The sequence below is a fragment of the Streptomyces sp. NPDC044719 genome, from assembly GCF_056433405.1.
Genome location: NZ_JBWKHE010000012.1, coordinates 118,742 through 141,607, shown reverse-complemented (window position 1 = coordinate 141,607; position 22,866 = coordinate 118,742). Strand labels below are relative to the sequence as shown.

The window sequence follows — 22,866 nt, the reverse complement described above, 5'->3', positions numbered from 1 at the left end:
GTCCGCCCCGTGTTTTTCATACAGAGATATGGAGAGTCCTAATGCTTCTCATGGCGCATGGAAAAGATGCTCAACCGGGAAATCCTTCACTCGTTTGCCGCGCATCCGCCGAAGTGGGCCGACGGTTAGTCGGTACATGACCGAGGCGACCAGGAAAAATGGTTGGGCGGTAACGCTCGGCCCGTACACCTACATTCCCGCTCCGGCGCACTCGTCGGCCACCGTCAACGGCACGCTCACCAACGGCGGTTGCCCGGTCACACTGCAGGTGACCGAGCCGGTTCTGCGCGATTTCATCGACACCATGAGCGTGCTGGAAAAGGATCTTGCGCGACGGTGGATCAGTGCGACGGAATGGCCCGCATTCGCGCTTGCGGAATAGTCGGGTCACGCCATGTATGACAATAAAATCGAAGGCAGTGGCCGGCACCGGGCTCCGGCCCGGGAATTCTTCACCCCCCTGACTCCACCGGACCCGACCTGGGATCCGGCCGAGGAACTGGCGTTCATCCTCGAGGAGGCCCTGGGGCAGCAGGCGGCGAGGGTTCCCGTTCCCCGCGAAGAGGTGGCGGAGGCGGACCCGGACCCGCTGGACCCGGAGCCGGCACCCGCCCCGGTGCCGGGCGTCCACATGAGGCGGCTCCAAGACATCACCGAGGAACTGCCGCCCGTGCGGGACGTCCACCGGCGCCACCGCAAGGTCCGCACCCGCAAGAAGCTCGGCCTGCTCCGCACCACCAGCCTCTTCGTCGCCGCCCTGGCGGCCGTCATCGCCTCCGCGGTGAGCCTCCTGGGCGGCATGGTCGCCTACGACCCCTTGCGCCTGGTCGGCGTGTCCCCCGAGGGGAAGAGTTTCGGCAGCTGGTGGCCCCTGCTGGTGTACGGGCCCTGGCTGGTGGCCTCGCTGTCCGTGCTGCGGGCCGCGCTCCACCAGCGCCGTGCCGTGCACTCCTGGTGTGTGGTCCTGGTCTTCTCCTGCGTCGCCGTACTGCTCTGTGTCGCCCAGGCGCCGAAGACCGTGCTCGGCACCGCGGCGGCCGCCCTGCCGGGTGTGGCGGCCCTGGCCTGCTTCCAGCAGGTCGTCCGCCAGATCACCCTGACCCGCCCGCCCCTGCGCTCGATGCCCCGGCACCGCCTGGGCCAGACCGGACCACGGGACATGCCCGGCGCCGACACCGGCGAGGGCACGGGGCAGGGCGAGGCTCCCGGGCGGGGCACCGGTTCCTGAAGCTCCTGCGCGATCGGTGGCCTGTGCCATCGCGCTGTCGGGGAGCGGCATCGCCCCGCCGCTCCCCGCTGTAGGTTCACCGCATGCCCGCCCACCTCGACCCCCGGCTGCTGCGCGCCTTCGTCACCGTCGCCGAGGAACTCCACTTCACCCGCGCCGCGGTGCGTCTGCACGTGGCGCAGCAGGCACTCAGCCGGGATGTGCGGCGGCTGGAGCGGGAGCTGGGCGCCGAGCTGTTCGTGCGGACCACCCGGCAGGTGACGCTCACGCCCGAGGGAGAACGGCTGCTGCCGTACGCCCGGCGCGTGCTGCGGGCGCAGGAAGAGCTGCTCGCCGCCTTCGGCCAGGCCCGGCCCCTGCTGGTGGACCTCAACTCCCCGGGCCTGGTCACACCGCACCGCGTGCTGCACCGGGCGCGCGAACTCGCCCCCGGGCAGGAGCTGATGGCCCGCTATGAGAGCGGCCTGACCGGAGCCGCCGGGGAGCTGCTCGCCGGGCGGCTGGACGCGTCGTTCGGACGGTTCGGCGGGCTGGACCCGGCGCTGCGGGCCGGGCTCGACCACCAGCCCGTGCGGTACGAGCCGGTGGCGGTCGTGCTGCCCGAGGACCACCGGCTGGCCGCGCTGGAGACGGTGCCGCTCGCCGAGCTGGCCGGCGAGACCGTCTACGCGGGCGCCGGCAATCCGCGCACGCCCGAGTGGACCGGCCTCGCGCGGCAGCTGTTCGAGGGGCGGGGCATCGAAATCGCGCCACCCGCGCCGCTGGCCGTGGGAGAGGAGGAGTTCCAGCGGATCATGGCCAGAACACGCAACCCGGTCCTGGCCGTTGTGGGCTTCCCCGCCCTGCCGTCGATGGTGTCGCGGCCCCTGGTCGATCCCGTTCCGCTGTCTCCCGTGTCGCTGGTGTGGCGCAGGGGCCTGACCCACCCCGCGTTCGACGCGCTGCGACGGGCCGCGGCCCGGCTCACGGCCGAGGAAGGGTGGCTGGACAGGCCCGCGGGGGCCTGGATTCCGGCGGGAGACGATGTCCGCGTGGCGTCTCGCGGCTGACACGATTCGGTACGCGGTCCACACGGAACCTCCGCGTGCGCTACATTCAACGCCTGAGCACGGTGTGGTAATGGGGGGCGCTCGGACGGGCGAGGGGGCCCGGTCCGACGACGGGTGCTCAGGTCGTCAGCGCACCTGAACCATCCCGTGGGGGGAAGTGCGTGCGCGTGAAAAAGTGGCGAGAAGACGCCCAACCCGAGTGGCCCGAGGCCGCGGCGGTGACCGGTGAACTCCCCGCGGACGGCAGAGCCCGGGACCGCAGAGCCACCCAGCTCTTCGCCGGGAGCGACCTCCAGGGGACCGGCCACCGGCTGCCCGCCGCGACGGAGATACTGCGTGGCATCCCCCGGCAGAGCGAGGGCGAGGCCGACTCGTTCGTTCCGGACCCCGGGTCCAGGCCCGCCGTCCGCGACCCCTGGGAGGAGCCCGGGGAAGCTGTCCCGTCCGGGCACGGCCACGACTCCGCCGGGGACACCGAGGACCCGGCCGGGCACAGCCACGACCCGCACGAGGTCACCGTCCAGCTCGACGCCGTCCAACTCGGGGACGGGTTCCTCCGGCAGGTCAAGGAAGGCACCGGATCCGGCTCCGCGGCCGCCGACTCGCCCGTCTTCGTCGACGAGTCCGGCCGCCGCAGCCGCCGCTTCCGCCGGATCGGCATGGCCGTCGCGCTGGCCTGCGGGGTCTACGCCGTCGTGATCGTCGCCACGCTGATGTCGGGCAACTCGCAGGCGCCCTGGCTGCCCGTACCGGGCCAGAAGGACGCCCCGCCGGCCGGGCAGGTCGACACCCCGCCGCTGCCCGAGCGATCCGCGCCGACCGACGGCACCGGAGCCACCGCCCCGGGCAGCACGCCGACGACCGAGGTGGGCACGGTGCCCTCGCCCGGCGCGAGCGCCGGCGACCCCGCGGCTCCCGTGGCCCCCGCGGCCCCCGGCCGTTCCGGTACGACCGCCAAGCCCTCGCCTACCGCGTCCCGGACCGCACCGACCCCGGGTACCGGCGGCACCGATCCGACCCCGAGCAAGCCGGCGAACCCGCCGAGCACGCCGGTGACCGAGCCGTCGCCGCCCGGCGAACCCACGCCCCTGCCGACCGAGACGACCGGCACCGGCACGGTCGCCGACGGCCCGGCTCCGACCCAGCCGGTCGCGCAGTCACCCGTGGCCGACCAGCCCGCGGCCGAGCCCCCGGCGGCCGACCAGCCTGCCGCCTGAACGCTTCGCTGAAGGTGCCGCGACGTGCCGCCGTTCGTCTGCGGCACCGTCGTGGCCGGTCGCGCAGTTCCCCGCGCCCCTTCGGGGCGCTGCCGTACCACCCGCTCCCCGCTCCCCGCACCACCCGGAGTACCACCACCCATGGCATCCCGTACCAGCCGTTCCGGGCGCGCGTCCCGAGCCCGTGGCGGCTCCAGGCGCCGCCGCCTGCCCATGCGCCTGCTGCTGCCCGTGCTTCTCCTCGTCGCCCTGATGGCGATGCTCATGCTGCGCGGATACGTGCACAGCGAGATCCTCGCCGACCACCGGGTCGGGCCGTCCGCGTCGAGCGACCAGGTCCCGAAGGAGATCCTCGAGGGCGGGCCCGTCATTGACACCCGGGACGAGAAGCCGACCGCTCTGGACCTCCCGGACCGTGAGCTGGTGCTGACCTTCGACGACGGGCCGGACCCCGTGTGGACGCCCAAGGTCCTCGACATGCTGAAGAAGCACGACGCCCACGCCGTCTTCTTCATCACCGGCACCATGGCCTCCCGTTACCCGGACCTCGTCCAGCGCATGGTCGACGAGGGCCACGAGATCGGGCTGCACACCTTCAACCACCCGGACCTGTCGCTGCAGAGCAAGAGCCGGATCGACTGGGAGCTGTCCCAGAGCCAGCTCGCGCTGGCCGGGGCGGCGGGCATCCGCACCTCGCTCTTCCGCCCGCCCTACTCGTCGTTCTCCCACCTCATGGACAACAGGACCTGGCCGGTGACCGAGTACATCGGCAGCAAGGGCTACATCACCATCGTCAACGACACCGACAGCCAGGACTGGCGCAGGCCCGGTGTCGACGCGATCATCCGCAACGCCACGCCCAAGAACGGCGACGGCGCCATCGTGCTGATGCACGACTCCGGCGGCAACCGCTCCCAGACCGTGGCCGCGCTCGACCGGTTCGTCACCGGCCTGAAGGACCAGGGCTACCGCTTCGACACCCTGACCGCCGCCCTCGACGCCCCCAGCGCGCACACCCCGGTCGCCGGGCTCGACGCGCTGAAGGGCAACGCGTGGGTCTTCCTCGTCCAGGCCTCCGAGAAGACGACCGGCGTGCTCGTCGCCGGTCTCGCCGTCGTCGGCGTGCTCGTCTTCGCGCGCCTCGGGCTGATGCTGATCCTCTCCGTCGCGCACGCCCGCCGCGTCCGCCGCCGCGGCTTCCGCTGGGGCGAGACCGTCACGGAACCGGTGTCCGTCCTCGTGCCCGCCTACAACGAGGCCAAGTGCATCGAGCAGACGGTCCGTTCCCTCGTCGCGAGCGACCACCCCATCGAGGTGCTGGTCATCGACGACGGCTCCAGCGACGGCACCGCGCGCATCGTCGAGAACCTCGGCCTGCCCGGCGTACGCGTCGTGCGCCAGCTCAACGCGGGCAAGCCCGCCGCGCTCAACCGGGGCATCGCCAACGCCAAGTACGACCTCATCGTGATGATGGACGGCGACACCGTCTTCGAACCGACCACCGTCCGTGAACTGGTCCAGCCCTTCGGCGACCCGCGCGTCGGCGCCGTCGCGGGCAACGCCAAGGTCGGCAACCGGGACTCGCTGATCGGCGCGTGGCAGCACATCGAGTACGTGATGGGCTTCAACCTGGACCGGCGCATGTACGACGTGCTGCGCTGCATGCCGACCATCCCCGGCGCGGTGGGCGCGTTCCGCCGCAGCGCCCTGGAGCGCGTCGGCGGCATGAGCGACGACACGCTCGCCGAGGACACCGACATCACCATGGCCATGCACCGCGACGGCTGGCACGTGGTGTACGCGGAGAAGGCCGTCGCCTGGACCGAGGCCCCCGAGTCCGTCCAGCAGCTGTGGTCCCAGCGCTACCGCTGGTCGTACGGCACGATGCAGGCGATCTGGAAGCACCGCCGCTCCCTCGTCGAGCGGGGACCCTCGGGCCGCTTCGGCCGGGTGGGCATGCCGCTGGTGTCGATGTTCATGGTCGTGGCGCCGCTGCTGGCCCCACTCATCGACGTGTTCCTGCTGTACGGGCTGGTGTTCGGCCCGACGGAGAAGACCATCGGCGCCTGGCTGGGCGTCCTCGCGGTACAGGGGGTGTGCGCGGCCTACGCGTTCCACCTCGACAAGGAACGCATGACCCATCTGCTCTCGCTCCCGCTCCAGCAGCTCCTCTACCGCCAGCTCATGTACGTCGTGCTGCTCCAGTCCTGGATCACCGCCCTCACCGGCGGCCGGCTGCGCTGGCAGAAGCTGCGGCGCACGGGCGCGGTGGGCCTGCCCGGCCCGGGCAGCGGCACGTCCCAGCAGCCGGTGCCCGGGAGGCAGGCCGGATGACCACGCACCCCGAAGTCACGGTCGCCGCACCGGAGAAGGAACGGACCGGCGGCACCGGCCCCGTCCGCGACCGGTACTTCGACCTGCTGCGCGCCCTCGCCCTGTTCCGTGTCGTGCTGTACCACCTGACGGGCTGGGCCTGGCTGCCGCTGGTGTTCCCGTCGATGGGCGTGATGTTCGCCCTCGCCGGCAACCTCATGGCCCGCTCGCTCAAGCGCCCGCCCGTCCAGGTGATCCGCGGCCGGCTGCGGCGGCTGCTGCCTCCACTGTGGCTGCTGGGCGTCGTCGGCGTCACCGGCATGGTCCTCCAAGGCTGGGGGCCGGGCGACGACGGCCATCCCGGCTGGTGGTGGCTCCACCTCACCTTCTGGATCGTCCCGTTCAGCGACCCGCCGTACGCCGAGGGACTGCCCGGCATCCACGGCTTCATCGGCGAGAACTGGGCCGCCGAGCTCGCCGGCCCGCTCTGGTACATCCGTGCCTACCTCTGGTACGTCCTGCTGTCCCCGCTGCTCCTGAAGGCCCTGCGCGCCCTGCCGGTCGTCACGCTCCTGGCGCCGATCGCCCTGGCGGTCGCCCTGGAGCACAGCTACCTCACGCTGCCCGGCGAGCGGTTCCCCTCGGCGCTCACCGACTTCTCCACCTTCGGCGCCTGCTGGATCCTCGGCATGGCCCACCAGGAGGGCATCCTCAAGCGGCTGCCGCGCTACGTCGTCCCGTCGGTGGCACCCGTCATCGCCCTGGCCGGCCTCTGGTACGCCCTGCACCACGACTTCGGCACCGGAAACGACCTGGACAGCATGCCCCTCGCCCAGGCCCTGTGGTCCTTCGGCACGGTGTTCCTGCTGCTGCACATCAGCCCGTCCTGGTCCGAGTGGCCGCCCAGGCTGCGCCGCTGGGCCGGGACGATCACCCTGCTCAACTCCCGTGCCGTGACGATCTACCTGTGGCACAACACCTGCATCCTCATCGCCGCGACCCAGTGGGACCGGCTGTGGAGCGTCACCGTGCTGGAGCGACACGTCCCGGGCCTGCTGGAGAGCCCCTGGCCGGTGCTGGTCCTGGTCTGGGTGCTGCTCGGCGGCTGTGTCCTGGCGTTCGGCTGGGTGGAGGACCTGGCGGCGAAGCAGCGGCCCCGGTTGTGGCCCAGGAGTGAGCCCCGGGTGAGGGTTCGGGGGAGCAGGAGGCGAGCGCCACTCGGCGGCTGATCCCCGTTCCCCCGGCGTTTCTCCGGTGTGGAAAACTGCCCGGGTTGCGCATGTGAACGACTGGGATCAGTGACGGGCCGGGGGAGCAGTGGGATGAGCAAGCGGCAGACACAGAAGATGCTGCGGCTGATGGCGAGCGGAGAGCCGGTCGAGCTCACCAGCCCGATGGCGTCCGTGAAGAAACTCGCCCGGCTGGCCTTCGTCGCCCAGCAGTTCGGCTACGAGTACGCGGACGTGCGGCAGAGCAGCGGCCGCAACGGCGCGCTCACGATGTTGATCCTGCCCGACCCCAGCCCGCACGCCCGGGGCCGGGCCGCCCAGAACTGGGCGCAGTATCCGGGCGCCGCCGACGGCGTCTCCCTCCCGCCGCTCGTGCCCGACGCCTTCGAGCTCCTCAAGGCCCGTATCAACTTCGACCTCACCGGCAAGAGCGCCGAGAAGCGCATGGGCTACGCGGCCCTCGGCCTCACCGTCGGCTGCGTGATCCTTGCTCTGCGCTCCGGAGGGGATGCCTCCGCCTTCATCGCCGCGGGCGGGATCTGGCTGCTCTTCATGGCGATCTTCGGCATCGGCCTCCTGGTCACCCGCAAGCGCAACGCGAAGTTCGCCGCCCGGCTGCAGGCGGCCGGCTTCATGCCGGTGACGGACGAGAACGGCCGGATGCGGTACCTCCCGCCGGGGGCGCAGCTGCCCGGGCACGGCAACCCCTTCGGCGGGGGGCCGTACGGCGGGGCGCCGGGCGCTGGAGCGCCGGGGCACGGCGGTGCGCCGGGCCAGGCGCCCCAGATGCCCGGCCCGGCCGCCGGGGCGCCCGCGGGTTACGGACATCAGCAGCCCGGGCCGGCCCCGGCACCGGGCCCGTACGCCCAACCGGCCCCGGGCCCGTACGCCCAGCCCGCCCCGGGCCCCTACCCGCCTCAGCCCGCGCCCGGTCCGTACGGGGCGCAGCCCCCTGCCTCGCCGTATCCGCCGCAGCAGCAGCCCGGCCCCTACGCGCCGCAGCAGCCGCCCCACCCCGGGCAGAACCCCCACTGGCAGCACCCGCAACGCTGACACAACACCACCGAACCTCTCATCCCGCCCGGGCCCGGGGTGAGAGCAAAGTTCCCTCGAGGTCACTCGATGGCACAGTCACGAAACGCGCCCTCTCTACCTTCGGGATCAGCCACTCGTACTACGACCGAGTCCCGGAGCAAGTGGAGGCGTCATGACAGGCCCTGGCACGGCACCCGCACCCCCGAGCAGGGGCGGACGCTGGATCCAGCACTGGGATCCGGAAAACGAGACCTTCTGGAAGGAGACCGGGGAGAAGGTCGCCCGCCGAAACCTCTTCTTCTCCGTGCTCTCCGAGCACATCGGCTTCTCCATCTGGACCCTGTGGTCCGTGCTGGTCCTCTTCATGGGCCCGGAGTACGGACTGACCCCCGCCGACAAGTTCATGCTGACCTCGATGGTCACGCTCGTCGGCGCCGTGGTCCGCGTCCCCTACACCTTCGCCGTGGCGATCTTCGGTGGCCGGAACTGGACGATCATCTCCGCCGGCCTCCTCCTCGTCCCGACCGTCGCCGCGTTCACCGTGATGGAGCCGGGCACCTCCTTCTCCACCTTCCTGCTCGTCGGCCTGCTCGCGGGCATCGGCGGCGGCAACTTCGCCTCCTCCATGACCAACATCAACGCCTTCTTCCCGCTGCGGAAGAAGGGCTGGGCCCTCGGTCTGAACGCGGGCGGCGGCAACATCGGCGTACCGGTGATCCAGCTGGCCGCGCTCGCGATCATCGGCGCCGGCGGCGGGCCGCGCGTGCTGCTCGGGATCTACATCCCGCTGATCCTCGTGGCCGCCGTCATGGCCGCGCTCTACATGGACAACATCGAGAACGTGAAGAACGACACCGGTGCCGCCAAGGACGCCGCGCGGGACGCCCACACGTGGATCATGTCCTTCCTCTACATCGGCACGTTCGGATCGTTCATCGGATACAGCTTCGCCTTCGGGCAGGTCCTCCAGAACCAGTTCGGACGCACCCCGCTGGAGGCGGCGTACGTCACCTTCATCGGTCCGCTCCTCGGCTCGCTGATCCGGCCCCTGGGCGGCTGGATGGCCGACAAGTACGGCGGCGCGAAGATCAGCCTGTGGAACTACGTCGCCATGGGCGTCGCGACGGCGATCCTGATCGGCGCCTCCGTGGAGAAGTCGCTGGCACTGTTCACCGTGGCGTTCGTGGTGCTGTTCGTGCTCAGCGGGCTCGGCAACGGCTCGACGTTCAAGATGATCCCGGGCATCTTCCAGAACAAGGCCCTGGCCAAGGGACTGCAGGGCGAGGAGGCCGCGGCCTACGGGCGCAGGCTCTCCGGCGCCTCCATGGGCCTCATCGGCGCGGTGGGCGCGCTCGGCGGTGTCGGCATCAACCTCGCCTTCCGCCAGTCCTTCCTCTCCTACGGTTCCGGCACCGGCGCGTTCGTCGCCTTCCTGGCCTTCTACGTGGTCTGCTTCGGGATCACCTGGGCCGTATACCTTCGGCGTACGACTCCGCGGGTACCCGTCACGACGGCGACCTCGGAGGCGAAGCCGCAGCTCAGCTACGCCAAGGTGTGACGTAACACCGCGGACATCAAGCCGAACCGAGCCTGTCACGAGCCGTTGACAGGCTCGTTCGGCATACACGTACGCCGAACCCATGGAGTACGACGACTCGAATGCGGGACGAGAGCATGCACGAGGAACAACAGCGACCGGAACACGGCCCACTGGCGGGATTCACCGTGGGCGTCACGGCCGCGCGCCGGGCCGAGGAGCTGGGCGCGCTGCTCCAGCGGCGCGGTGCCACAGTCCTGCATGCCCCCGCCCTGCGGATCGTGCCGCTCGCCGACGACAGCGAGCTGCTGGCCGCGACGAAGGAGATCATCCACCAGGTGCCGGACATCGTCGTGGCGACGACCGCGATCGGTTTCCGGGGCTGGGTCGAGGCCGCGGACGGCTGGGGTCTGGGCGAGGATCTGCTCGCGCGGCTGGGCGGCGTACGGATCATGGCGCGCGGGCCCAAGGTCAAGGGCGCGGTCCGGGCCGCCGGTCTGACGGAGGAGTGGTCGCCGTCGTCGGAGTCCATGGCCGAGGTGCTCGACCGGCTGCTGGAGGAGGGCGTCGACGGTCTGCGGATCGCGATCCAGCTGCACGGGGAGCCGCTGCCCGGGTTCGTGGAGTCGCTGCGGGCGGCTGGTGCCGAGGTCGTCGGGGTGCCCGTCTACCGGTGGATGCCGCCGGAGGACATCGGGCCGGTCGACCGTCTCCTGGACGCGACGGTGTCCCGTGGTGTCGACGCGCTGACCTTCACCAGTGCCCCCGCCGCGGCCTCCCTCCTCTCCCGGGCGGAGGAACGCGGACTGCTCCCCGACGTGCTGGCGGCGCTCGGCCACGATGTCCTGCCGGCCTGTGTCGGCCCGGTCACCGCGCTGCCGCTGCAGAACCACGGCATCGACACGGTCCAGCCCGAACGCTTCCGGCTCGGGCCGCTCGTCCAGCTCCTCTGCCAGGAACTGCCCGGGCGGGCGCGGTCGCTGCCGATCGCCGGGCACCGGGTGGAGATCCGCGGCCATGCCGTCCTGGTCGACGGTGACCTCAAGCCCGTACCGCCCGCCGGTATGGCCCTCCTGCGCGCCCTCTCCCGCCGCCCCGGCTGGGTCGTCGCCCGCGCCGACCTGCTGCGCGCGCTGCCCGGAGCCGGCCGCGACGAACACGCCGTCGAGACGGCCATGGCCCGCCTCCGCACGGCCCTCGGCGCCCCGAAACTGATCCAGACGGTGGTCAAGCGGGGCTACCGCCTGGCCTTGGACCCGGCAGCGGAGACGAAGTACGCGGACGCGTGAGGCCGCGCGGGGGTTGGGCGAAAAGTCGCCATCGAGGCACAGGGCGTGTCGCCGGCCTTCGGGCGCGGGCGCGTCGTGGCTGGTCGCGCAGTTCCCCGCGCCCCTCGAGGTCGTACGACCCCGGACACCGCCCCCTGGCCGGAACGCCTGCACCGGCCGGCCGGCCACCGGCGTCAGACCTGTGCCGAGGGGTTTCCGGCGGGGGAGCGGGAAGGCACTGTAAGAGGGAACGGATTCCCAGCCCTCTCACTGGCATCTCACCGGCCCTCTCGCGACCGGGGTGAACCCCTAGGCGGTGACAGGCACATGGCATTGGGTACGGCCACGGCCCCGTATGAGCTGCGGTTCGATGCCGGGCGGATCTGCCTGGATCTGCTCTCCACCACGCATCCGGAGGAGCGGCTCGACTCCGTGGCCGTGCTGCGCGCCTGGATCACCGGCTCCGGTCTCGTCCCGGCGGACACCGTCCTGGCCCACGCCGACGCCGCCTGGCCGGCCGCCTTCCGTGAACTGCGCGACCAGATCGGGAGGTTGGTGCGCGGCTGGTCGGCGCCCCGGGCCCGGGCGTACGACTTCGCGCTCGCGCGCGTCAACGACCTGGCCACTCCCGCGCCCCCCGCCCCGCGCGCCGTCCGCGACGGAGACGGCGAGCTCATACGGCAGTTGGACGGCCCGCCCGACTGCGCCGCCCTGCTCGCGGCCGTCGCCCGGGACGCGGTGGACCTGCTCACGGACCCCGTCGCCCGCGCTGCGCTGCGCCAGTGCGAGGGCGACAACTGCCCCATCGTGTACCTCGACACCTCCCGGGGGCGCAGGAGGCGTTGGTGCTCCAGTGAGGTCTGCGGGAATCGCGAACGAGTCGCCCGGCATCGCCGCCGCGCGGCACTCGCACGCGCTTAAGTCCCTTTTGCCCATCGCGGCACGGACGTTGGGTGGCAAGTGCAATCAATTCCCGTGCCCTAAATGCCACTTCTGCGAACGCGCTGTCGAAGTGATTTCGATTACATACCGTTTACCTACGCCACCGTAGGGAAAGCCTGAATTGATCTTGCTCATGTGGCAGAAATGTGAAGATCGCGGGGTGGGAATGTGACCCCATGTCCAGCTCGTCACGTCATCTCGAAGAAATCTGTCACGTCTCGTTGAACGCCCAACCGCTCGTTTCCGTACGGCATGTGGAGCGACCGACTGGGGGAACCCCCGGACACCGGAGGTGGGCGTGCGCAAGGATTCCGTCGTGGCCAATGAACGTGCACCGAGGGCCCGACATCGCATGTCCCAGCCCTCGGAACCCGACGAGGAGCTGATGCGTGCTCTGTACAGAGAACACGCCGGACCCCTGCTCGCTTATGTCCTGCGCCTGGTCGCCGGAGACCGGCAGCGCGCCGAGGACGTCGTGCAGGAGACCCTCATACGTGCCTGGAAGAACGCCGGTCAGCTCAATCGGGCGACCGGATCGGTACGCCCCTGGCTGGTGACGGTCGCCCGGCGCATCGTCATCGACGGCCACCGCAGCCGGCAGGCCCGGCCGCAGGAGGTCGACCCGTCGCCGCTGGAGGTCATCCCCGCGGAGGACGAGATCGACAAGGCGCTGTGGCTGATGACTCTGTCGGACGCACTCGACGACCTGACCCCCGCGCACCGGGAGGTGCTCGTCGAGACGTACTTCAAGGGGCGTACCGTCAATGAGGCGGCCGAGACCCTGGGCATACCCAGCGGCACCGTCCGCTCGCGGGTGTTCTACGCCCTGCGTTCGATGAAGCTGGCACTGGAGGAGCGGGGGGTGACGGCGTGATGAGTGTTTACGGGGGTAACCAAGGGTTCGGTACGGGAGGCATGGGTATGTCAGGACCCATGCAGGAGTCCCCGGTGCCGAACGAGCACGAGACCGTCGGCGCCTACGCCCTCGGCATCCTCGACGACGCCGAAGCAACCGCTTTCGAAGCCCACCTCGCGGGCTGTGAGTGGTGCGCCCAGCAGCTCGACGAGCTGGCCGGCATGGAGCCGATGCTCGCCGCCCTCGCCGACCTGCCCGGCTCCGGCACACCCGCGATCGGCGAGTCGCTGTCCGCGAAGCCCCGGCCGCGCCTGGTGGAGAAGCTCGTCGACGAGGTCGCCGAGCGCCGCGCCCAGAAGCGTCGCCGCAGCTTCTACATGGTGGCCGCGTCCGCCGCGCTGATCGTCGGCGGTCCCTTCGTCGCGGTCGCGACGAACGGCGGCGGCGACAGCTCGGGCGCGGAGAACCGCCCGCTCGCGGCCAGCCCGGCCAAGGAGGCCTTCAACGGCATCTCCGACAAGATCACGGCCACCGATCCGACCACCAAGGTCACCGCGACGGTCGCCCTCCAGAAGAAGGACTGGGGCACCGGCATGGTCCTGGAGGCGAAGAACCTCAAGGGCCCGCTGAAGTGCGCCCTCGTCGCGGTCGGAAAGAACGGCGAACGCGAGACCCTCTCGTCCTGGTCCGTCCCGAACTGGGGCTACGGCATCCCGGACGCGACGACGGAGAAGGCCAAGGAGCCGCTGTACGTCCAGGGCGGCGCCGCCTTCCAGCCGAACGAGATCGACCACTTCGAGATCGTGACCTTCGACGGCAAGCGTCTGGTCGAGGTCGACGCGTAGCCTTTCGGGGTCCCCTTCGCGTACGGTAGACGGCTGCCATGCACGTCAGAAGGGGGCCCGGTGGCCGCTCAGGCTCAACAGGAAACCGCGCTCGAAGACTCCCTGAGAGACCGCGAGATCAGCGTCGAACAGGAACACCTCGACCGGGTGTACCGACGCCTCGAGGAGAAGATCCACGAGGCCGAGTTCCTCATGAACGACGCGGCCCAGCGCGGCCAGGTCGGCACGCCGGGCGCACTCGCCGAGCGGGACGCGCAGGTCTTCCGGGCCGGCGTCCACCTCAACCGGCTCAACAACGAATTCGAGGACTTCCTCTTCGGCCGCATCGACCTGCTGACCGGCAAGGACGGCAAGAAGGGCCCCGACGGCGCGTACACCGCGGTGGAGCCCGCCGAGGGCGCCGTCCGTGAGGACGACACCGCCGACATCGCCGAGACCCTGCACATCGGCCGCATCGGAGTCCTCGACCAGGACTACGCCCCGCTGGTGATCGACTGGCGGGCCCCGGCCGCCGCCCCCTTCTACCGCTCCACCCCGGTCGACCCCGGCCGTGTCGTCCGCCGCCGTGTCATCCGCTCCAAGGGCCGCAAGGTGCTCGGCGTCGAGGACGACCTGATGCGCCCCGAGCTGACGGCCTTCCTCGACGGCGACGAGCTGCCCGTCATCGGCGACGGCGCCCTGATGGCCGCGCTCGGCCAGGCCCGCAGCCACACCATGCGCGACATCGTCGCCTCCATCCAGGCCGAACAGGACCTGGTCATCCGCGCCCCCGCCGCCTCCGTGACCTACGTCGAGGGCGGTCCCGGCACCGGCAAGACCGCCGTGGCCCTGCACCGCGCGGCCTACCTCCTCTACCAGGACCGGCGCCGCTACGCGGGCGGCATCCTGATCGTCTCGCCGACCCCGCTGCTCGTCGCCTACACCGAAGGCGTACTGCCCTCCCTCGGCGAGGAGGGCCAGGTCGCCATCCGCGCCATCGGCTCCCTCGTCGAGGGCAGCGAGGCCGCGCTCTACGACGCCCCGTCCGTGGCCCGCGCCAAGGGCTCCTACCGCATGCTCAAGGTGCTGCGGAAGGCCGCCCGCGGCGCCCTGGAGCTGAACGACGCGCCGACCCGGCTGCGCGTGGTCGCCTTCGGCCGCCGCCTGGAGCTGGAGGCCGAGGAACTGGAGGGCATCCGCCGCGCCGTCCTCGGCGGCACCGCCCCCGTCAACCTGCTGCGCCCGCGCGCCCGCAAGCTGCTCCTGGACGCCCTGTGGGAGCGGTCCGGCTCGGCGGGCCGCCACACCGACCCGGAGCTGGCCGCCGAGCTGCGCTCCTCCTTCGACGAGGACATCACCTCCGAGGACGCCTTCATCACGTTCCTCGACGCCTGGTGGCCGGAGCTGACCCCGGCGGCCGTCCTGGAGGCCATGAGCGACGAGCGGCGCCTCGGCCGCTGGGCCCGGCGGATCCTCAACCCCGGCGAGGTCCGCAAGGTCGCCCGCTCCCTCAAGCGCGACGGCCGCTCCGTGCACGACATCGCCCTGCTCGACGAGCTCCAGGCCATCCTCGGAGCTCCCGCCCGCCCCCGGAAGAAGCGCGAGCTCGACCCGCTGGACCAGCTCACCGGCCTGGAGGAGCTGATGCCGGTGCGCGAGGAGTCCCAGCGCGAGCGGGCCGAGCGACTCGCCCAGGAGCGCACCGAGTACGCGCACGTCATCGTCGACGAGGCGCAGGACCTCACCCCGATGCAGTGGCGCATGGTCGGCCGCCGCGGCCGGCACGCCACCTGGACGGTCGTCGGCGACCCGGCCCAGTCCTCCTGGTCCGACCCGGACGAGGCCGCCCAGGCCCGCGACGAGGCCCTCGGCACCCGTCCGCGCCGCCGCTTCCAGCTCACCGTGAACTACCGCAACCCGGCGGAGATCGCCGAGCTGGCCTCGAAGGTGCTGGCCCTGGCCATGCCCGGCTCCGAGTCCCCGCGAGCGGTCCGCTCCACCGGCGTCGAGCCCCGCTTCACGGTCGTCGAGGACACCCTCGCAGAGACCGTCCGCGACGAGGCGGCCCGGCTGCTGGAGCGGGTCGACGGCACGGTCGGCGTGGTCGTCGCCATGCAGCGCCGCGCGGAGGCCCGGCGCTGGCTCGCCGGGCTCGGCGACCGCGTCGTGGCACTGGGCAGCCTGGAGGCGAAGGGCCTGGAGTACGACGCGACGGTCGTGGTCTCACCGGCCGAGATCGCCGACGAGTCCCCGGCCGGACTGCGTGTGCTCTACGTCGCACTGACCCGGGCCACCCAGCAGCTCACGGTCGTCTCGGCGGAGCGGGACGAGCCCGACGCGGCGGGGGTCCCGGACCTGCTGAGGGACTGATCCGGGGGCGGCCGGCGGACCGCGCCCGGATACCCACTCGTCGGCGAAATGAACTCCCGGTACGGGAATGGCCTTACGGGATCTGTTTGTTAGCCTGGATGTGGCACCGGCTCGATCCAAGCCCCCGGGCCCAACCTTCGTCGCTACGAGCGACCACTTGCCGCGAGGCGAGCATGGCGGGCCGGTGCCACCTGACTTTCACAGGAGACTTGCAAGAGACCCACGTCCGACGTGACGTGGGTCTCTTTTGCTGACCTGTTCCGCGAACAAAAAGTTCGCAATCGGAGGCGGCTACCAGCTACCCAGCGGTAGGTGCGACTATCGGACGGCACAACTCAGCGTCAGGTGAAAGCAGAGGAAGTCGGCCATGGCAACGGCGCCCAGCGTCTCCTACTCGATGACGGTCCGGCTGGAGGTGCCCGCGAGCGGAACCGCCGTCTCGCAGCTCACCACCGCCGTGGAGTCCTCCGGAGGCTCGGTGACCGGCCTCGACGTCACCGCGTCCGGTCACGAGAAGCTCCGTATCGACGTCACCATCGCGGCCTCGTCGACCGCGCACGCGGACGAGATCGTCGAGGAACTCCGCGGCATCGAGGGCGTCACGCTGGGCAAGGTCTCGGACCGGACCTTCCTCATGCACCTCGGCGGCAAGATCGAGATGGCGTCGAAGCACCCCATCCGCAACCGTGACGACCTGTCCATGGTCTACACGCCGGGCGTGGCCCGCGTCTGCATGGCGATCGCCGAGAACCCCGAGGACGCCCGCCGCCTCACCATCAAGCGCAACACGGTTGCGGTCGTGACGGACGGCTCCGCGGTGCTGGGCCTGGGCAACATCGGCCCGATGGCCGCCATGCCGGTCATGGAGGGCAAGGCGGCCCTCTTCAAGCGCTTCGCCGACATCGACGCCTGGCCGATCTGCCTCGACACCCAGGACACCGACTCGATCGTCGAGATCGTCAAGGCCATCGCCCCGGGCTTCGCCGGCATCAACCTCGAGGACATCTCCGCGCCCCGCTGCTTCGAGATCGAGGCCCGGCTGCGCGAGGCCCTCGACATCCCCGTCTTCCACGACGACCAGCACGGCACCGCGATCGTCGTCCTCGCCGCGCTGACCAACGCGCTTCGTGTCACGGGCAAGGCGATCGAGAACATCCGCGTCGTCATGTCCGGCGCCGGCGCGGCCGGTACGGCCATCCTGAAGCTGCTGATCGCCGCGGGCGTCAAGAACGCCGTCGTCGCCGACATCCACGGTGTGGTGCACGCGGGCCGTGAGGACCTGGTGGACGCCGCCCCGGACTCCGCGCTGCGCTGGATCGCCGACAACACCAACCCCGAGGGTCTCACCGGCACGCTGAAGGAGGCCGTGCGCGGCGCTGACGTCTTCATCGGCGTCTCGGCCCCGAACGTCCTCGACGGCGACGACGTGGCCGCCATGGCCGACGGTGCCATCGTGTTCGCGCTCGCGAACCCGGACCCCGAGGTCGACCCGGCAATCGCCCGCGAGACCGCCGCCGTTGTCGCGACCGGCCGCTCCGACTTCCCGAACCAGATCAACAACGTGTTGGTCTTCCCGGGTGTCTTCCGCGGTCTGCTGGACGCCCATTCGCGCACGGTCAACACCGAGATGATGCTGGCCGCCGCGACCGCCCTCGCGGACGTGGTGACCGAGGACGAGCTGAACCCGAACTACATCATCCCGAGCGTCTTCAACGACAAGGTCGCGGGCGCGGTCGCCGGGGCCGTGCGGGAGGCCGCCAAGGCGGTGGGGGCGTAGGCCCTCTGACTGTGAGTATCCCCACGGCAGCCCGGAAAACGGCGCGTCGCAGGACCTCTGTGAGCAGCGGAGCCCTATCGTGGCCGTCAGGCTCAGGCCCTCGTTTCGTGTGACTCCTGAAGGGTGTACTCACGACTCGTGCGGGTGCCGGATTGGCTTTCCCGCCGCAGGTAGGGGCAGGATGCGTCTCTGGGCGCGAGGGTCTGACGACGGACCCGGTCCGGGGACTCACGGAGGACCCTGGCAGCATCGGCTTCGATCTGACGCCTCAACGGCAAGATGAACACGGGAGTAACAACATGAACCGCAGTGAGCTGGTGGCCGCGCTGGCCGACCGCGCCGAGGTGACCCGCAAGGACGCCGACGCCGTGCTGGCCGCGTTCGCCGAGGTCGTCGGCGACATCGTCTCCAAGGGCGACGAGAAGGTCACGATCCCCGGCTTCCTGACCTTCGAGCGCACCCACCGTGCCGCTCGCACCGCCCGCAACCCGCAGACCGGCGAGCCCATCCAGATCCCGGCCGGCTACAGCGTGAAGGTCTCCGCGGGCTCGAAGCTCAAGGAAGCCGCGAAGGGCAAGTAACCGTTCCATCGTGTGCGCCGTGGGCAACTGCGGGCCGCCTGTGGCTGGTCGCGCAGTTCCCCGCGCCCCTTGAGGGCGCGGGTCCACCGCGAGCCGCATGAAACGCCGAGGGGCGGCCACCTGTGACTACAGGTGGCCGCCCCTCGGCGTACACGCGACTACCCCAGCGCCTTGCCGGGCAGCTCGACCTTCGCGCCGAGCTCCATCAGCTTCTCCATGCTGTGCTTGCCCGGGGGATGACCCCCGGACCCCCAGCCGGTGGGCGTGGTGCCTCGGGCGGGCAGCCGGGCGTGGGGCTGCCCGCGTGAGGTCAGCCCAGCGCCTTGCCGGGCAGCTCGACCTTCGCGCCGAGCTCCATCAGCTTCTCCATGAAGTTCTCGTAGCCGCGGTTGATGAGGCCGATGCCGTGGACTCGGGAGGTGCCCTGGGCCGCGAGGGCGGCGATGAGGTACGAGAAGCCGCCGCGGAGGTCGGGGATGACCAGGTCGGCGCCCTGGAGCTTGGTCGGGCCCGAGACGACGGCCGAGTGCAGGAAGTTGCGCTGGCCGAAGCGGCAGTCGGAGCCGCCCAGGCACTCGCGGTAGAGCTGGATGTGCGCGCCCATCTGGTTCAGGGCGGACGTGAAGCCGAGCCGGGACTCGTAGACCGTCTCGTGGACGATGGACAGGCCCGTGGCCTGGGTCAGGGCCACCACCAGCGGCTGCTGCCAGTCGGTCTGGAAGCCGGGGTGGACGTCCGTCTCCAGCGCGATGGACTTCAGCTGGCCGCCGGGGTGCCAGAAGCGGATGCCCTCGTCGTCGATCTCGAAGGCCCCGCCCACCTTCCGGTAGGTGTTCAGGAACGTCATCATCGAGCGCTGCTGCGCGCCGCGGACGTAGACGTTGCCCTCGGTCGCCAGCGCCGCCGACGCCCAGGACGCGGCCTCCAGGCGGTCCGACAGGGCGTGGTGGGTGTACCCGCCGAGCTTGTCCACACCGGTGATGCGGATCGTCCGGTCGGTGTCCATCGCGATGATCGCGCCCATTTTCTGCAGAACGCAGATCAGGTCCTCGATCTCCGGCTCGACGGCCGCGTTGGACAGCTCCGTGACGCCCTCCGCGAGGACCGCCGTCAGCAGCACCTGCTCGGTCGCGCCGACGGACGGGTACGGCAGCCGGATCTTCGTACCCCGCAGCCGCTGCGGCGCCTCCAGGTACTGCCCGTCGGCCCGCTTCTCGATGGTCGCGCCGAACTGCCGCAGCACGTCGAAGTGGAAGTCGATGGGCCGGCCGCCGATGTCGCAGCCGCCGAGGCCGGGAATGAAGGCGTGGCCGAGGCGGTGCAGCAGCGGACCGCAGAACAGGATCGGAATGCGGCTCGAACCGGCGTGGGCATCGATGTCAGCGACGTTGGCGCTCTCCACGCGCGTCGGGTCCATCACCAGTTCGCCGGGCTCGTCCCCCGGACGGACCGTCACACCGTGCAGCTGCAGCAGACCCCGCACGACCCGTACGTCACGGATGTCCGGAACATTGCGCAGCCGGCTCGGAGCGCTGCCCAGCAGCGCCGCCACCATGGCCTTCGGTACGAGGTTCTTCGCACCGCGGACACGGATCTCGCCCTCCAGCGGGGTTCCGCCGTGGACAAGCAGGACATCGTCGTTGACGGTCATGAATCTCGCGTTCCGTGGAGTCGGGCAGGGGTCAGAAGGGAAAGGGTAATCGCCCTCCACCCCCCTTCTGTAAGCCTCAGTCAGACCCAGACACGTCATAGGTCTGTCACAACACGAACCGTTCCGTGCCGGGCACATGGGGTCACGGTCGCTTTCGTGCGCGCCCGGGCGCATCGGTGTGCCCTGAGCTGCGTTCCCTCGCGTCCCCGCATTGCCTCCCCAGACGGAGGGAAGATGCGGGATCATGTCTGGCATGACCGAGGTGTCCTCGCTCACAGGGCGGTTGCTCGTGGCCACCCCCGCCCTGGCGGACCCGAACTTCGACCGCGCGGTGGTGCTGCTCCTCGACCACGACGAGGAGGGCTCCCTCGGTGTCGTCCTCAACCGCCCCACCCCGGTGGATGTGAACGACATCCTGGAGGGCTGGGGAGACCTCGCCGGCGAGCCCGGTGTCGTCTTCCAGGGCGGTCCGGTCTCGCTGGACTCGGCCCTCGGGGTCGCGGTGGTCCCCGGCGGCGCGGCAGGGGAGGCCGCCCCGCTGGGCTGGCGCCGGGTGCACGGCGCGATCGGCCTGGTCGATCTGGAGGCCCCGCCGCAGCTGCTGGCCTCCGCCCTCGGCTCCCTGCGGATCTTCGCCGGATACGCCGGCTGGGGCCCCGGCCAGCTGGAGGACGAGCTGGTGGACGGCGCGTGGTACGTCGTGGAGTCGGAGCCCGGCGATGTCTCGTCCCCGTGTCCCGAGCGGCTCTGGCGCGAGGTCCTGCGCCGCCAGCGGGGCGAGCTGGCGATGGTGGCGACGTATCCGGACGACCCTTCGCTCAACTGATGCGTGTGAGCTTCAGTACCCTTGGGCCTATGAGCACTCTCGAGCCCGAGCGCGGGACTGGTACGGGGACCCTCGTAGAGCCGACGCCGCAGACCTCCCACGGTGACGGTGACCACGAGCGCTTCGCCCATTACGTCCAGAAGGACAAGATCATGGCGAGCGCCCTGGACGGCACGCCCGTCGTGGCGCTGTGCGGCAAGGTGTGGGTGCCGGGCCGCGACCCGAAGAAGTACCCCGTGTGTCCCATGTGCAAGGAGATCTACGAGTCCATGGGCTCCGGCGACGACGACAAGGGCAAGGGCGACAAGTAGCGCCCGGCCCGTGCGGCCAAGGCCTCCAGGGTGCGTTTTGCGCGCCCTGGAGGCTTTTGTGCTGTCCGGACGTTGCGCGGGATGCGTCTGCCGGTCACAGAGTGGTTGAGACCTCTTGTGGTCGTGTTCATGCAGTCCCTAGCCTCCGATGTGTTGTGCACAGCGAAACCTTCATTGCGCATGTTGCAACACTCCTCGGAGGAGCACTCCATGAAGCTGTCCGTCCGTTTTGCCGGGCTCGCCGGGCTCGCCGCTCTCCTGGCCACCGCCTGCGCGCCCCAGACCTCCTCGAACTCCTCCTCCGACAAGGACGAGAAGAGCGGCACGCTGCGCGTCTGGCTCTTCCAGGAGGTCGGTAACGCCCCCAAGGAGAAGGTCGTCGACTCGGTCGTCAACGCCTTCGAGAAGTCCCACAAGGGCACCGAGGTCAACGTCGAGTACATCCCGATCGAGACCCGCGCCCAGCGCGTCAAGGCCGCCTTCAACGACCCCGCCTCGGCTCCCGACGTCATGGAGTACGGCAACACCGACACGGCCGGCTATGTGAAGGACGGCGGACTCCTCGACGTCACCGAGGACTTCGGCGACTGGAGCGAGGCGAAGGACACCGACCCGACCGCGAAGCAGTCGGTGACGGTGGACGGCAAGATGTACGGCGCCCCGTTCTACGTCGGCGTCCGCGCCCTGTACTACCGCACGGACGTCTTCGAGGAACTGGGTCTGAAGCCCCCGAAGACGATGGACGAACTCGCCTCCACCGCCCGCGCGATCCGCGCCGCGAAGCCCGACCTCTACGGGCTCGTCGTCGGCGGCGCCTACACCTACGGCGCGATGCCGTTCGTCTGGGCCAACGGCGGTGAACTCGCCAACGGCAAGGGCGGTTCGTACGCCTCCGGCATCGACAGCCCGGAAGCCCAGAAGGGCATCAAGGCGTACACGTCCCTCTTCGGTGACGACAACTGCCCGGCCGCCAAGTGCGCGGGCATGGGCGGCAACGACACGATCTCCGCCTTCGCCGCCGGGAAGGCCGGGATGGCGATCGGCGGCGACTTCAGCCACACCGCCGTCGAGGCCGGGAAGGTCAAGGGCAAGTACGCCGTCGTCCCGCTGCCGGGTGTGAAGTCCGGCTCGATCGCTCCCGCCTTCGCCGGTGGCAACAACATCGGCGTCCTGAAGAGCACCTCGCACCGCACGCTCGCCGTCGAGCTGATGGAACAGCTCGCCTCGAAGAAGACGCAGACCGAGCTCTTCGGCGCGATGGGCTTCCTGCCGACCTTCACGGACGTACGGCAGCAGGTCGCGACGAAGGAGCCGTTCGTGAAGCCCTTCGTGCGGACGCTCTCGGCCGGCACCAAGTTCGTCCCCGCCTCACCCGCCTGGGCCCAGATCGACTCCTCGCTCGTCCTGCCGACGATGTTCCAGGAGGTCATCGCGGGCAAGAAGGACGTACCCGCCGCCTCCGAGGACGCCGCGAAGAAGATGAACACCGCGTTCGGCTCCGCCGGGTGAGCCGGATGAACGACCGTACGGAATCGGCGGGAGCCGACCTGGCCGGGACCGACGCCGCCGGGGTTGATCCGCCTGGTGCCGGCTCGGCGGGATCCGCTGGGGCGGGGGACGGTCCTGCCGGGGCTGACGGGGCGGGGGTCGATCGCGCGGGGCCTGCGGGGCCTGCGGGGCCTGAAGGGGCGGCGGGGGCGGCGGGCGATCCTGTCGGGAAGGTCTCGGCGGGAGCAGCGCGTGAGCTGCCCGGCGGCCGTGCCGTGCCCGCCTCCGCCTCCGTTCCCGTTCCCGCGAGCGTCGCCGCAGTGCCCGGCGGTCCGACCGGGCCGACGGGGCCGACCGGGCCGAC

The 22,866-nt window shown here is 70.8% G+C and carries 19 protein-coding genes; 18 read left to right on the top strand and 1 reads right to left on the bottom strand.

The window, feature by feature from the left end; genetic code table 11:
- Positions 1-136: 136 nt before the first annotated feature.
- From AC07DF_RS37835 to AC07DF_RS37765, 15 genes are all read left to right on the top strand, one after another.
- A complete protein-coding gene (locus tag AC07DF_RS37835; protein WP_382499985.1) occupies positions 137-382 on the top strand; it encodes a hypothetical protein in 246 nt (81 codons plus the stop codon).
- A 12-nt stretch (positions 383-394) separates the two neighbouring features.
- Positions 395-1,228: a hypothetical protein gene (locus AC07DF_RS37830; RefSeq protein ID WP_478981470.1), complete on the top strand. Its 834-nt coding sequence runs from the start codon at positions 395-397 to the stop codon at positions 1,226-1,228.
- 83 nt (positions 1,229-1,311) lie between these two features.
- The gene (locus AC07DF_RS37825) at positions 1,312-2,277 is read left to right on the top strand and encodes a LysR family transcriptional regulator (protein WP_478981468.1); all 966 of its coding nucleotides are present in this window, start codon (positions 1,312-1,314) and stop codon (positions 2,275-2,277) included.
- Positions 2,278-2,444: 167 nt separating this feature from the next.
- A complete protein-coding gene (locus tag AC07DF_RS37820) occupies positions 2,445-3,494 on the top strand; it encodes a hypothetical protein (RefSeq protein ID WP_478981466.1) in 1,050 nt (349 codons plus the stop codon).
- A 141-nt stretch (positions 3,495-3,635) separates the two neighbouring features.
- The gene (locus AC07DF_RS37815; RefSeq protein WP_478981464.1) at positions 3,636-5,828 is read left to right on the top strand and encodes a bifunctional polysaccharide deacetylase/glycosyltransferase family 2 protein; all 2,193 of its coding nucleotides are present in this window, start codon (positions 3,636-3,638) and stop codon (positions 5,826-5,828) included.
- Positions 5,825-7,036, top strand: a complete 1,212-nt coding sequence (locus AC07DF_RS37810) for an acyltransferase family protein (protein WP_478981462.1) — start codon at positions 5,825-5,827, stop codon at positions 7,034-7,036. The genes AC07DF_RS37815 and AC07DF_RS37810 overlap by 4 nt, the downstream gene beginning before the upstream one ends.
- Positions 7,037-7,129: 93 nt before the next feature.
- Entirely contained in the window at positions 7,130-8,089 is a 960-nt protein-coding gene (locus AC07DF_RS37805; RefSeq protein ID WP_478981460.1) for a hypothetical protein, read from the top strand.
- Between the two features lie 154 nt (positions 8,090-8,243).
- Positions 8,244-9,629: a nitrate/nitrite transporter gene (locus AC07DF_RS37800; protein WP_478981458.1), complete on the top strand. Its 1,386-nt coding sequence runs from the start codon at positions 8,244-8,246 to the stop codon at positions 9,627-9,629.
- A gap of 116 nt (positions 9,630-9,745) precedes the next feature.
- Positions 9,746-10,897: a uroporphyrinogen-III synthase gene (locus AC07DF_RS37795; protein WP_478981575.1), complete on the top strand. Its 1,152-nt coding sequence runs from the start codon at positions 9,746-9,748 to the stop codon at positions 10,895-10,897.
- Positions 10,898-11,203: 306 nt separating this feature from the next.
- A complete protein-coding gene (locus tag AC07DF_RS37790) occupies positions 11,204-11,797 on the top strand; it encodes a CGNR zinc finger domain-containing protein (protein ID WP_478981456.1) in 594 nt (197 codons plus the stop codon).
- Between the two features lie 373 nt (positions 11,798-12,170).
- A complete protein-coding gene (locus AC07DF_RS37785) occupies positions 12,171-12,692 on the top strand; it encodes a sigma-70 family RNA polymerase sigma factor (protein ID WP_010039908.1) in 522 nt (173 codons plus the stop codon).
- Complete coding sequence (locus tag AC07DF_RS37780; RefSeq protein WP_478981454.1) at positions 12,692-13,519, top strand: anti-sigma factor family protein; 828 nt, start codon at positions 12,692-12,694, stop codon at positions 13,517-13,519. The genes AC07DF_RS37785 and AC07DF_RS37780 overlap by 1 nt, the downstream gene beginning before the upstream one ends.
- Positions 13,520-13,579: 60 nt before the next feature.
- On the top strand, positions 13,580-15,868 hold the full coding sequence (locus AC07DF_RS37775; protein ID WP_478981452.1) for a HelD family protein: 2,289 nt from the start codon (positions 13,580-13,582) through the stop codon (positions 15,866-15,868).
- A 367-nt stretch (positions 15,869-16,235) separates the two neighbouring features.
- Positions 16,236-17,645, top strand: coding sequence for an NAD-dependent malic enzyme (locus AC07DF_RS37770; RefSeq protein WP_478981450.1), 1,410 nt, complete (start codon positions 16,236-16,238; stop codon positions 17,643-17,645).
- A gap of 299 nt (positions 17,646-17,944) precedes the next feature.
- Entirely contained in the window at positions 17,945-18,226 is a 282-nt protein-coding gene (locus AC07DF_RS37765) for an HU family DNA-binding protein (protein WP_003950507.1), read from the top strand.
- Between the two features lie 310 nt (positions 18,227-18,536).
- Here the strand turns inward: AC07DF_RS37765 and murA are convergent, their stop codons facing one another.
- Positions 18,537-19,877: a UDP-N-acetylglucosamine 1-carboxyvinyltransferase gene (gene murA, locus AC07DF_RS37760; RefSeq protein ID WP_399025524.1), complete on the bottom strand. Its 1,341-nt coding sequence runs from the start codon at positions 19,875-19,877 to the stop codon at positions 18,537-18,539.
- A 253-nt stretch (positions 19,878-20,130) separates the two neighbouring features.
- On the opposite strand from murA, the gene AC07DF_RS37755 reads away from it, so the two are divergent.
- From AC07DF_RS37755 to AC07DF_RS37745, 3 genes are all read left to right on the top strand, one after another.
- A complete protein-coding gene (locus AC07DF_RS37755) occupies positions 20,131-20,703 on the top strand; it encodes a YqgE/AlgH family protein (RefSeq protein WP_478981447.1) in 573 nt (190 codons plus the stop codon).
- Positions 20,704-20,732: 29 nt separating this feature from the next.
- Entirely contained in the window at positions 20,733-21,014 is a 282-nt protein-coding gene (locus AC07DF_RS37750; protein WP_010039914.1) for a DUF3039 domain-containing protein, read from the top strand.
- Between the two features lie 210 nt (positions 21,015-21,224).
- A complete protein-coding gene (locus tag AC07DF_RS37745) occupies positions 21,225-22,523 on the top strand; it encodes an extracellular solute-binding protein (RefSeq protein WP_478981445.1) in 1,299 nt (432 codons plus the stop codon).
- The last annotated feature ends 343 nt before the right edge of the window (positions 22,524-22,866 follow it).